Source organism: Nocardiopsis sp. NPDC055824 (assembly GCF_053616335.1).
Genome location: NZ_JBSHDN010000203.1, coordinates 1 through 11403 on the forward strand (window position 1 = coordinate 1; position 11403 = coordinate 11403).

The window sequence follows — 11403 nt, forward strand, 5'->3', positions numbered from 1 at the left end:
CCCCGGGTCGTGGGACACGACCGGGGGCCCTGGTGCGTCCACGGTCGGGACCGTGGGACGCGGGTACCGCTAAGCGACCGGGGACGGGCGCCGCGCACCGGCCCACAGGGCCAGAACGCCGATACCCGTCACGACGGCGCCACCGAGCACGAAGCCCTGCATGTCGACGCCGGTCTGGGCGAGGGTCTCGTCGGCGCCGCTGTTGACGGGAGCCGGGGCCTCGGGCGTGGTGGTACCACCGGGGGTGGTGCCGCCGGGGGCCTGGCTCTCGTCGCCGTCGTCGTCACCGGGGTCGGTGCCCTCGCCCGGGTCCGGGTCGGGGCCCGGGTCGGGGTCGGGATCCGGGTCGGGATCCGGGTCGGGATCCGGGTCGGGATCCGGGTCGGGATCCGGGTCGGGGTCCGGGTCCGGATCGGGGTCGGGATCCGGATCGGGGTCGGGATCCGGGTCGGGGTCCGGGTCCGGATCCGGGTCGGGTCCGGGCGTCTCACCGTCTCCGGGGTCCTCGCCGTCACCCGGGTCACCGGGGTCCGGGTCGACCGGCGGGTCGGGGTTGCCCGGGTTCTCACCATCGCCCGGGTTCTCCGGGGAAGGGGGGAAGTCGGCCGGGAACAGGTCCGGCACAGTGATCGGCGCGTCCTCCAGGACGACCTCGTCGAGGACGGGGAGGACAGGGGACTCGACCGTTGCCTCGGTCACCGCGGGGGCGACGTCGGGGGTGGTCTCGTCACCGGTCACGGCGAACGCCGGGCTGACGGAGAAACCGGCCATGAACAGACCGGCCGCAGTCACGGTCAGAACGCGCTTCTTGGGGGACATCCCACTCCTTTCTCTTCTCTGCGAGTGATCTGCTCAGGGGGAGAGATCTACTCAGGGGGGATGGCATAGAGGTGGTCGTCGTGGACCACCACGGCCCGCTCACCGAGCAGGCCGTTGGGCTGGACCGAGCCTTCGGGGGCCTCGGACGGCTCTCCGGAGGCGTCGACGGCGACGAGTGCGCCGTCGAGCCGGCCGAAGACCCGTGCGCCGACCGCGATCTCGGGGATGAAACCGGGGACCACCGCGGACTCGCCGGTCGCCGGGTCCAGGACCATGGGCCCGTAGGCGACCACGTCGGTCCCGACGGGGCCGGAGCGGTGGCGGACGTCCTCCAGGAGGGCGGGGTCGACGGCAGCGGTACCGATCACGCTGCCGTCCTCGCTGTCGTGGAAGGCCAGGATCGTCTCGTCGCCCTCGCGGGGCTCCCAGCGCACGATGACGTAGTCGCGCAGGGCGGTGACGACCGACTCCATCTCACCGGCCTCGTCCGGGCGCTCGGCGTTGACCTCGACCGGGTCGCCGTCCGGGGAGACCCACGTCCAGGGCCCGCTGAGGACGGCGGCGAGGACGTTCTCCCCCTCGGCCAGCATCGGGGCTGCGCTCCCGGGGACCTCCACGGGCTCCAGCGCGTCCGCGACCGGGACGTAGGCCTCCTCCTCGCTGCGCACGAGCACCGAACTGCCCACGTACTGGGCGGAGGCGTTCTCCGGGATCGGGATGTCGACGGGCTCCCCGCCGTCCGCGGGCCAGAACCAGAGGGTTCCCGCCGTCTCCGCCACGATCGCGGGCCCGCCCCCGTACTCCACGAACCTGGGCGAGCCCAGGAGTTCGCCGGAGCCCATCGGCAGGTCGGCCGCCCAGAGGCGTGAGCCGTCGGCGTCGAACAGGTTGAGCCGGTCCTCGGGGTCGACGTAGGCGAGGAGCTCGCCGTCGCGGCTGACCCCGGGCTGGCTCCCCGTGGCGAGCGCCTCGCTGAAGTCGACGGTCTCGGAGAAGTGGGGCGGCGCGGGGTGGTTGAGGGTGACGTCGTCGGCCGCCTGCTCCGCGGGGTCGGCGCCGCCACTCGGGAGGAAGCGCGTCACGACCACGCCCGCGCCCACGAGCAGGACGAGGGCCAGGGCCGCGGCCCCGGCGATGACCAGGCCGCGCCTGCGCCCGGAGCCCGCGGGCCGGACCGGACTCGCGGAAGGCGTGGGAGTCGCGGGGGCCGCGGGCGGGGGCGGGACCGGGGCGGCGACGGGCGCGGGAGGCTCGGCGGCCTGGACCACCCCGTCGGGCGTGGCGACCAGGCGCCAGACGCCGTTGGCGTCACGGGCGTCGACCAGGACCGGCTGCCCGATTCTGGCGGCATAGCCGGTGGCGACGTCCAGGGCCGCGCGCCGGGTCTCCTTCGGGGCGCGGCCGGTGACGACCTGGCGCTGCCCCTCGATGACGATCTCGGCGCTGTGTTCGTCGGGCGCGATGACGATGACGGCGGTGGGCCGGGACTGCCCCGGTCGGGACGCCCGGCTCATGGTGCCTCCGAAGGCATGGGAAACGTGGACCTGTTCGTGTACGGGTTACGGGAGACCTCGGTCAGCGGTGACGGTAGGTCGCGGCCTGGGTGGTCACCAAGCGGTGGTGCCGGCACACGCGTAGTCGATGCTGCTGGAGATGATACTGATGGTCGTCCTCCGGACCTATTCCGGCCATGGGCCGGTGGACCCGGTATCCGCTGCGAAACTTCCGACAGTGTTTCCGTTGTCCCTCCCCCGACCTGCAAGATCACCCCGGCACGGGATGCGGACCGGACTTTCCGCGCTGTCCCGCCCCTGTTGTGGACCCTCCGACCCGTCGTGAGGTTCACACCGAAAATGGCCGGATCCGGCCAGGGTCCCGCGGTTCGATCCGCCCCGGAGCGCGCACGGCCCCCGGCCGACCACGGCCGGCGCGGTTCCGGGACCGCGCGTCGGCCCCGCCGGGGCGGTGTACCGGTCAACCGGGGAGCCTGAAGAGCCTGATGTACTCCTGGGGCCGGTTCCGCTGGTCGGCGGCCGCGGTGGCGGCCGTTCCCCCCGGTTCGCCCACGAGGTGGACGGTGACGCCCGGGACCGCCGCGAAGGACACCGGGACACTGGAGAACCCGGCGTACGCGCACCGGACGCTGTGCGGTCCCGGGGGAAGGCCCACGACGAGGCTCTCCCCAGGAGCCACCGTCCCCACCCTGTCGCCGTCCACGTGGACCCGATAGTCGACGAGCATGTCCCGCATGCCCGCATGCGGCCGGTGGACCACCACCGGCACCCACCCCCGCGGCACCTGTCCCGGGCTGCGCAGGCCGATCACCTTCGGCCCGGTGAGCACCGGTTCCGCCGCGGCCTCCAGCCGCGCCGCACGCTCCCTCCTCAGGTGGACCCAGGCCAGGACGGCGGACCCGCAGGAGACCGCCAGCAGGGGCATCATCGTCCAGGCGGAGTTGAAGACGACGAACGCCAGGGCGAGCAGGGTGAGGGGGACGGAGGTGACGAGGTTGAACCGGGTCGTCACGGAGAAGAAATGCTCTCCCCCCGCCCAGCGGATCCTCTCCGAGAACGTCATCTCCGTGTGGGCGACCGTCGTGCAGCAGGCGGCGGCCCACCCGAGGAACAGGGCGAGGAAGATCCCGGCCGCCACCGGCACGGGATTCCCCGTGAACCGCACCACCGGGAGGATCACGAAGCAGGCCAGAGGGCCTGCGCTCGCACAGGCGGCGAGCAGGGGCGACGCCCTCATCCGCCGTACCCCCGCTCAGGGGCGGCGACACGGGGCCGGGGGCCGGCGGGGGACGGGGGGACGGTCATGGGGGTGACCTCTCGTGGTGCGGCGTCCGGACCCGGGGCCGCGGGGCCGCGGCCCTCCTCCCGGACGGCTTCCGCGACGGTACCGGGGCGGAGCGACCTTCGGCGAGTCGGCGGGCCTCAGCGGCCGTTGCCCTCCACGATCGTGTCGATGACCGCCTGCTCACGCCGCTGGACGAGGCGGTCCGCCCGCTCGAACCGGCGGTTCGCGAGCTCGGCCCTGGCCGCGGCGGTGCGGACGGTCGGCCACATGGCGTCGATCTCGGAGTTGAACGAGGACCCGACCAGGACGGCGACGGCCATCACGTACAGCCAGGCCAGGATGGCGATCGGCGCCGCCAGCGAACCGTAGATGCTCACCTGGCCCAGGGAGGCGTCCAGGTAGGCGCGCAGGGCGGCCGACCCGCCGATCAGCACCAGCGTGGCCAGCAGCGCGCCGGGCAGGTGGCGCCACAGCGGGGTGCGCACCGGCACGCTCAGCGCGTACAGCAGCGTGACCGCCGCGATGGCGAGCAGCACCACGGTCGGCCAGTAGAGGAGGTTGAGGCGCCCCACGGTGATGGGCAGTAGCGCGTGCACGATGTCGGGCCCGGCCACCAGGACCGGCAGGACCAGGACCGCGAACAGCAGCCCCCCGAGGTAGGCGACGAACGCGAGGACCCTCTGGCGTATCCAGCCCCGCAGCTCGTCCAGCCCGTAGGAGATGGTGATGGAGCGGATGAAGACGTTCATCGCCCGCGACCCCGACCACAGCGACACCGCGAACGTCACCGAGAGGAGCCCGCCCTGGGCGCCGCCGAGGAAGTCGTCGACGAGCGGCCTGACGACGCTGTCCACCGTGCCCGGGGTGAGCACACGCGCGGCCAGGTCCAGGATCCAGACCCGGATCTCCTCCACGATGTCGTCGCCCAGCACGGCGGCCAGCGGCCCCAGCGCCCCCAGCAGGCACAGCAGCAGCGCGGGCAGCGAGATGAGGGTGAAGAACGCCGACTCGGCCGCGAGGCCGACCACCCGGTCCCGGGCGAACGCCCGCACGGTGCGCAGGACGAGCAGCATTCCGCCGTGCGCGCGGGGGTGCCGTCTCAGCCATGCGTCGACGGCGTGCCACAGCGCCTCCCAGAATCCCACCACGGGGAGAACGTTAGCGGGCACAGGCCCCACCGGGCGACGCGGTGAGTGACGTGACTCACGTCGGGGGCCTTTCGGCGCGTCTGGACAAAGTCCGGAAGCCCGTGACATTCTCATTGCATGATCGCTGCCCTGGACCCCATGCTCTGCGTGCGCCGCCACGTGGACTTTCTTCGGGTCCGCAGTGCCATCTGTTGCAGCGTCGGTTAATCTCGCCGCCTTTTGACGCACCCCAGGGGTGCGCGCGGCCCCGGCGCTCTCCCCCTTCTTCGCTTCCCCACACGCGGATCCCACCCGTGACGCCCGACACGACGACGTGCGGCGCCCACGGGCCGGCGGTGCGGGCGCCGGGACTGTGAGCACCCCGCGACCCCATCGGAGACACCCGCGATGCCTCCCTCTTCCGCGCAGCCCGGCAGGACAGCGACCGCGGCCACGCCGCGACGCCGCCGTGGCGAGGGCCAGTGGGCCCTCGGCTACCGCGAGCCGCTGAACAAGAACGAGGAGAACAAGAAGAACGACGACGGGCTCAACGTCCGCGATCGGATCATCAACATCTACTCCAAGCGCGGGTTCGACTCGATCGACCCGGCCGACCTGCGGGGGCGTTTCCGCTGGTTCGGGCTGTACACGCAGCGGGCACCGGGCATCGACGGCGGCAAGACCGCCGTCCTGGAGCCGGAGGAGCTGGACGACAGCTACTTCATGCTGCGCGTGCGGATCGACGGCGGCCAGCTCTCCGCGGCGCAGCTGCGCGCCATCGGCGAGATCTCCCGCGACCACGGCAGGGACACCGCCGACATCACCGACCGCCAGAACGTCCAGTTCCACTGGATCCGGGTCGAGGACGTGCCCGCGATCTGGGAGAAGCTGGAGTCGGTCGGCCTCTCCACCACGGAGGCCTGCGGCGACACCCCCCGTGTGATCATGGGCTGTCCGCTGGCGGGCGTCGCCGAGCACGAGGTCATCGACCCCACACCGCAGATCCGCCAGATCTACGACGAGCACATCGGCAGCCCGCTGTACTCCAACCTGCCCCGCAAGTTCAAGACCTCGCTGTCGGGGTGCAGCTCCCACTGCGTCAACCACGAGATCAACGACATCGCGTTCGTGGGCGTGCGCGACGGGGCGGGCGAGGCCGGCTACGACCTCTTCGTCGGCGGCGGCCTGTCCACCAACCCGATGTTCGCCCAGCGCCTCGGGGCGTTCGTCCGCCCCGACCAGGTCAGCGAGGTGTGGGCGGGCGTCTGCTCGATCTTCCGCGACTACGGCTACCGGCGCCTGCGCACCCGCGCCAGGATCAAGTTCCTCATCAAGGACTGGGGCGCGGAGAAGTTCCGCCAGGTGCTGGAGGAGGAGTACCTGGGGTACGCGCTCCAGGACGGCCCCGCGCCGGAGCTGGACCCCGGGCTGGAGCGCGACCACGTGGGCGTGCACCGCCAGAACGACGGGCGGTTCTACGTCGGTTTCGCACCCAGGGTGGGGCGGGTCTCCGGCACCTCCCTGCTGCGCATCGCCGAGATCGCCGAGGAGCACGGTTCGGACCGCATCCGCACGACCGCCGACCAGAAGCTGGTGATCCTGGACGTCGAGGAGGAGCGGATCGACTCGATCCGCGCCGCCCTGGGCGCGGAGGACCTCCAGGTCGAGCCGAGCGTGTTCCGGCGCCAGACGATGGCGTGCACCGGCATCGAGTTCTGCAAGCTCGCGATCGTGGAGACCAAGGCCCGCGCCTCGACCCTGATCGACGAGCTCGAGAAACGGCTGCCGGACTTCGGCGAGCCCCTGACCATCAACCTCAACGGCTGCCCCAACTCGTGCGCCCGCATCCAGGTGGCCGACATCGGCCTCAAGGGCCAGCTGGTGATGAACGCCGACGGCGAGCAGGTGGAGGGCTACCAGATCCACCTGGGCGGCGGCATGGGCATGACCCGGTCCTTCGGCAAGAAGATCCGCGGCCTGAAGACCACCGCCGACGACCTGCCCGACTACGTCGAGCGGGTGCTGCGCCGGTTCCAGGACCAGAAGAAGGACGGTGAGTCCTTCGCGTCCTGGGTCGGCCGGGCGGACGACGCCGACCTGAAGTAGCGACCGGAGCGGCCCGGCCGGGGCGGGCTCCCGCCCCGCGGGCCGCCCCGGCCGTGCCCGAGCAGGACCCGTGGAACACGACGAAGGAAGAGGTGCGCCATGTCCGAGAGGGCCGCGCCCCACTACTGCCCCTACTGCGGTGACGAGGACCTGGTTCCGGAGGAGGGAGCCGCCGTCAAGGGCGAGGGCTACCCCTGGGCCTGCCTGTCCTGCGCCCGCGTGTTCCGCGTCAAGTACGTCGGGTTGCGCTCCGCGTCGTTCTCCGGCGCGGACGCCCCCTCCAGACCGACGGAAGGGAACTCATGAACTCCACCATCACCGCCGCGGGCGGCCCCGAGCTCGCCGTGCGCGCCGCGCGCGAGCTGGAGGAGGCCTCCGCCCAGGAGATCATCGCCTGGGCCGCGGAGACCTTCGGGGACCAGCTCTGCATGACCTCGTCCATGGCGGACGCGCTCATGGTCGACCTGGCCTCGAAGGCCGCGCCCGGCATCGACGTGATCTTCCTGGACACCGGGTACCACTTCCCCGAGACCCTGGGCACCCGCGACGCCGTCTCCTCCGTGTACGACATCAACCTGATCAACGTCGAACCCGTCCGCACGGTGGCCGAGCAGGACCTGGCCCTGGGGCCGCGCCTGCACGGCCGCGACCCCGGCATCTGCTGCCACCTGCGCAAGGTGGAGCCCCTCCAGCGGGCGCTGGCGCCCTACGCCGCCTGGTTGACCGGCCTGCGCCGCGAGGACTCGGTGACCCGCCGCGACACCCCCGTCGTGCAGTGGGACAAGCGGCGCCGGATGACCAAGGTGAACCCGATCGCCCGCTGGACCCAGGAGGAGGTCGACTCCTACATGGCCGAGAACGGGGTGATGGTGAACCCCCTCCAGTACGACGGCTACCCCTCGATCGGCTGCGAGCCGTGCACGCGGCGCGTGGAGCCGGGCGAGGACCCGCGCAGCGGCCGCTGGGCCGGGACGGGCAAGACCGAGTGCGGGATCCACGTATGAGCGCCGGGACGCCGGGGTGGCGCCCGTCGGCGCCCCTGCTGGCGGTGGCGCACGGCAGCCGGGACCCGCGGTCGGCCGAGACGGTCGCCGCGGTCCTGGACCGGGTGCGGTCGCTGCGCCCGGGGCTGGACGTGCGGGCGGCCTACCTGGACCACGTCGCGCCGGGCGCGGACGAGGCCCTCGGAGAGCTGGCCTCGGGGGGCGCCGGCGAGGCCGTGGTCCTGCCCGTGCTGCTGACCGCGGCCTACCACAGCAAGGTGGACCTGCCGAGGGCGCTCGCCGCCGCGCGCGGGCGCAGCCCGTGGCTGCGGGTGCACTACGCCGACACGCTGGGGCCGCACCCCCTGCTGCTGGACGCCGTGGAGCGGCGCCTGGCCGAGGCGGGGGCGGACGCCGGGCCGGGGACGGCGCTGGTGCTGGCCTCGGCGGGGTCCGGCGACCCGGAGGCCAACGCGACCGTGGGGGCCCTGGCGGAACGGCTGGCGGAGCGCGGGCCGTGGCGCGAGGTGGTGGCGGCCTTCGCCTCGGCGGCCCGCCCCTCGCCGGGCGAGGCGGTCGCCGCCCTGCTCGGCCGGGGGGCGCGGCGGGTCGCGGTGGCCACCTACCTGCTGGCCCCGGGCTTCTTCGCCGACCGCATCCGCTCGCAGTCGCTGTCCGCGGGGGCCTCCGTGGTCTCCGAGGCCCTGGGCGACGTGCCGGAGCTGGCCCGGGTGGTCCTGGACCGGTACGACTCCGCGGTCGCGGTCCGGCGCGCGGTGGTCCGCGCCTGAGAGGCGGCGGGCGGGCCCGGCCCCGGGTCCGCCCCCGCAGGCCCCGCCCCGGTCCGGCGTCCGCCGGCTTGTCGCCGCTCCCGGCCGCCCCGGCCCCCTGACCGGTGCAGACGCCCCCCCGACACGGTCGTCCACAGGCGGGGGGCGTCCCTTGTGCCGGGCGGCGCGGGCGAGAAGAATCAGGACCGGCGGCGCTCCGGCCGGACGCCGCCGGCCGTACGAGCCGTGGAGGTGGCCGTGCCCGGGGACCGGAGCGCGCCGGAGCCGCAGGGGGCTCCGGCGAAGGACGGCATCAGGGACCTGCTGAGGGGGCTGCCGGTGTTCGCGGGCCCGCTGCCGGGGTTCGACCCCGCCGCGGCGCCCGACGACCCGGCGGAGCTGTTCCTGGAGTGGTTCACCGCGGCGCTGCGGGACGGGGTGCCCGAACCGCACGCGATGACGGTGGCCACCGCGGACCAGGCGGGCGCCCCGTCGGCGCGGGTGGTGATCATGAAGGACTTCACACAGCGGGGATGGTGGTTCGCCACCACGACCACCTCCCGCAAGGGCCGGGAGCTGGCCGCCAACCCCGCCGCGGCACTGCTCTTCCACTGGGGGCCGCAGGGGCGCCAGGTGCGGGTGCGGGGCTCGGTGGAGCTCGCCTCCCCGGAGCAGTGCGCGGCCGACTTCCTCGCGCGTCCCCTGGAGTCGCGGGTGGCCGGCCTGCACGGCAGGCAGAGCCGGCCCCTGGCCGATCCCGCCGAGGTGGACAGGGCCGCGGACCGGGGCCGGGAGCTCCTGGAGCGCGAGCCGGGGCTGGCCCCCGGGGACTGGGGCCTGTACGTGGTCTCCCCCGCCGAGGTCGAGTTCTGGCAGGCCGCCCCGGACCGGCGCCACACGCGCCTGCACTACTCCCGCACGGGGCCGGACGGGTCCTGGGAACGCGGTCTGCTCTGGCCCTGACGCATGGGAGGGCTCCCATGCCCCGCGGTCCGCCGCGCCCGGTCTGATCAGGCAGGGGGCGGGGGAAACGTGTGTCCACAGCGTTACCGAATCCTGTTCCGTTCGGCGTCCCGGGCACGGGTAGGATTCCGGAACCCTCCGAACACCGAGCCAGAAGGACGGTAGGTCGATGCCCCCGACACACGAGGTGTTCAACCAGGCCGCACCGCTCGGCGACTACAGCGCCGGGGAGGACCCCGCCCTCCTCGAAGGACTGCGGCGCGAGGGCGCCGAGTGGGCCGAGGCCGACGTGCGCGCGGTCGGCGACGCCGCCGGGTCGGAGCGGGTGCGCGCCTGGGGCGAGTCCGCCAACGCCTATCCCCCGGTGCTGCGCACGCACGACCGCTACGGCCACCGCGTGGACGAGGTCGACTACCAGCCCGCCTACCACGTGCTGATGGACCAGGCGGTCGAGCACGGCATGCACGCCGCCCCGTGGGCGGAGGAGCGGGCGGGCGCGCACGTGGCCCGCGCGGCCAAGTTCTTCCTGTGGTCCCAGGCGGAGAGCGGTCACGGCTGCCCCGTCTCGATGACCTACGCGGTGGTGCCCGCGCTGCGCCACGCCCCGGAGCTGGCGCAGCGGTACGAGCCGCTGCTCACGGCCCGTACGTACGACTTCGGGCTGCGGGCCCCGCACACCAAGCACGGGCTGCTCGCGGGCATGTCGATGACGGAGAAGCAGGGCGGCTCGGACGTGCGCGCCAACACCACGCGCGCGGTGCCCTCCTCCGGGGGGCACTACCTGCTCACCGGGCACAAGTGGTTCACGTCCGCGCCGATGAGCGACTTCTTCCTCACCCTCGCGCAGGCCCCGGAGGGGCTCACCTGCTTCCTCGTGCCCCGTGTGCTGGAGGACGGCAGCCGCAACGGGCTGTCCGTCCAGCGGCTCAAGGACAAGCTGGGCAACAGGTCCAACGCCTCGGCCGAGCTGGAGTACGACGGGGCCGTCGCCCACCTGGTCGGCGAACCCGGCCGGGGTGTGCCCACCATCATCGAGATGGTCAACAGCACGCGGCTGGACTGCGTGATCGGCTCGGCCTCGGGCATGCGCGCCGCGGTCGTACAGGCGCTGCACCACGCCGAGCACCGCCGGGCGTTCGGCGCGGCGCTGGTCGACCAGCCCCTGATGCGCAACGTGCTCGCCGACCTGGCGCTGGAGTCCGAGGCGGCGACGGCCCTGATGACGCGCCTGGCCGGGGCGGTGGACCGCTCGGTGCGCGGCGACGGATCGGAGTCGGCGTTCCGGCGCCTGGGGGTGGCGGTGGGCAAGTTCTGGGTGACCAAGCGCCAGCCCGCCCATGCCGCGGAGGCCCTGGAGTGCCTGGGCGGCAACGGGTACGTGGAGGAGTCGGGGATGCCCCGCCTGTTCCGCGACTCGCCGCTCAACTCGATCTGGGAGGGTTCGGGCAACGTGGCGGCGCTGGACGTCCTGCGCGCGATGGGCCGCAGCCCGGAGTCGGTGGAGGCGTTCTTCGCGGAGCTGGGCACCGCCGCCGGTGTGGACGACCACTACGACGCGGCCGTCAAGCGCCTGGAGCAGTCCCTGGGCGACCAGGAGGAGGTCCAGTACCGCGCCCGGTCCGTGGTGGAGCTGATGGCCCTGACCCTCCAGGCGTCGCTGCTGCTGCGGTACGCGCCGACCCCGGTCGCGGAGGCGTTCACCGCGTCGCGTCTGGGCGGCGAGTGGGGGCACGTGTTCGGCACCCTGCCCCGGGGGACGGACACCGGGCTGATCCTGGACCGGGCCCGGCCGCGCAGCTGAACCGCGTCCGGCCCGCACGGCCCGCGGGCCGGACG

10 protein-coding genes are annotated in these 11403 nt (G+C 73.6%); 6 read left to right on the forward strand and 4 right to left on the reverse strand.

Features of this window, described 5'->3' with window-relative positions; all coding sequences use genetic code 11:
* Positions 1 to 69 precede the first annotated feature (69 nt).
* The 4 genes from ACWGL3_RS27090 to ACWGL3_RS27105 form a co-directional block, all read right to left on the reverse strand.
* Positions 70 to 819 (reverse strand): DNA primase, encoded by a 750-nt coding sequence (locus ACWGL3_RS27090; protein WP_452461942.1) that lies wholly within the window; start codon positions 817 to 819, stop codon positions 70 to 72.
* Positions 820 to 866: 47 nt separating this feature from the next.
* The gene (locus ACWGL3_RS27095; RefSeq protein WP_267949201.1) at positions 867 to 2333 is read right to left on the reverse strand and encodes a hypothetical protein; all 1467 of its coding nucleotides are present in this window, start codon (positions 2331 to 2333) and stop codon (positions 867 to 869) included.
* Positions 2334 to 2793: 460 nt separating this feature from the next.
* A complete protein-coding gene (locus ACWGL3_RS27100) occupies positions 2794 to 3570 on the reverse strand; it encodes a hypothetical protein (protein WP_267949200.1) in 777 nt (258 codons plus the stop codon).
* A 185-nt stretch (positions 3571 to 3755) separates the two neighbouring features.
* On the reverse strand, positions 3756 to 4766 hold the full coding sequence (locus tag ACWGL3_RS27105; protein WP_267949199.1) for a YihY/virulence factor BrkB family protein: 1011 nt from the start codon (positions 4764 to 4766) through the stop codon (positions 3756 to 3758).
* Positions 4767 to 5153: 387 nt separating this feature from the next.
* Here ACWGL3_RS27105 and ACWGL3_RS27110 point away from each other — a divergent pair, with 387 nt between their 5' ends.
* The 6 genes from ACWGL3_RS27110 to ACWGL3_RS27135 all read left to right on the forward strand — a co-directional run bounded on the left by ACWGL3_RS27110 (position 5154) and on the right by ACWGL3_RS27135 (position 11368).
* Positions 5154 to 6851: a nitrite/sulfite reductase gene (locus ACWGL3_RS27110; RefSeq protein ID WP_267949198.1), complete on the forward strand. Its 1698-nt coding sequence runs from the start codon at positions 5154 to 5156 to the stop codon at positions 6849 to 6851.
* 99 nt (positions 6852 to 6950) lie between these two features.
* On the forward strand, positions 6951 to 7157 hold the full coding sequence (locus ACWGL3_RS27115; RefSeq protein ID WP_267949197.1) for a hypothetical protein: 207 nt from the start codon (positions 6951 to 6953) through the stop codon (positions 7155 to 7157).
* Positions 7154 to 7855 carry a phosphoadenylyl-sulfate reductase gene (locus ACWGL3_RS27120; protein ID WP_267949196.1) on the forward strand — a complete coding sequence of 234 codons (702 nt, stop codon included), beginning with the start codon at positions 7154 to 7156 and terminating at the stop codon, positions 7853 to 7855. Before ACWGL3_RS27115 ends, ACWGL3_RS27120 begins: the two co-directional genes overlap by 4 nt.
* Positions 7852 to 8625 carry a sirohydrochlorin chelatase gene (locus ACWGL3_RS27125; protein WP_267949195.1) on the forward strand — a complete coding sequence of 258 codons (774 nt, stop codon included), beginning with the start codon at positions 7852 to 7854 and terminating at the stop codon, positions 8623 to 8625. Before ACWGL3_RS27120 ends, ACWGL3_RS27125 begins: the two co-directional genes overlap by 4 nt.
* A 237-nt stretch (positions 8626 to 8862) precedes the next feature.
* Positions 8863 to 9567: a pyridoxine/pyridoxamine 5'-phosphate oxidase gene (locus ACWGL3_RS27130; RefSeq protein ID WP_267949194.1), complete on the forward strand. Its 705-nt coding sequence runs from the start codon at positions 8863 to 8865 to the stop codon at positions 9565 to 9567.
* Positions 9568 to 9736: 169 nt separating this feature from the next.
* The gene (locus ACWGL3_RS27135; protein WP_267949193.1) at positions 9737 to 11368 is read left to right on the forward strand and encodes an acyl-CoA dehydrogenase family protein; all 1632 of its coding nucleotides are present in this window, start codon (positions 9737 to 9739) and stop codon (positions 11366 to 11368) included.
* Positions 11369 to 11403: the final 35 nt, after the last annotated feature.

Coding starts and splice junctions, on each gene's coding strand:
- ACWGL3_RS27100 (WP_267949200.1), bottom strand. CDS start 3,570: ATGAGGGCGTCGCCCCTGCTCGCCGCCTGTGCGAGCGCAGGCCCTCTG.
- ACWGL3_RS27125 (WP_267949195.1), top strand. CDS start 7,852: ATGAGCGCCGGGACGCCGGGGTGGCGCCCGTCGGCGCCCCTGCTGGCG.
- ACWGL3_RS27095 (WP_267949201.1), bottom strand. CDS start 2,333: ATGAGCCGGGCGTCCCGACCGGGGCAGTCCCGGCCCACCGCCGTCATC.
- ACWGL3_RS27135 (WP_267949193.1), top strand. CDS start 9,737: ATGCCCCCGACACACGAGGTGTTCAACCAGGCCGCACCGCTCGGCGAC.
- ACWGL3_RS27110 (WP_267949198.1), top strand. CDS start 5,154: ATGCCTCCCTCTTCCGCGCAGCCCGGCAGGACAGCGACCGCGGCCACG.
- ACWGL3_RS27115 (WP_267949197.1), top strand. CDS start 6,951: ATGTCCGAGAGGGCCGCGCCCCACTACTGCCCCTACTGCGGTGACGAG.
- ACWGL3_RS27120 (WP_267949196.1), top strand. CDS start 7,154: ATGAACTCCACCATCACCGCCGCGGGCGGCCCCGAGCTCGCCGTGCGC.
- ACWGL3_RS27090 (WP_452461942.1), bottom strand. CDS start 819: ATGTCCCCCAAGAAGCGCGTTCTGACCGTGACTGCGGCCGGTCTGTTC.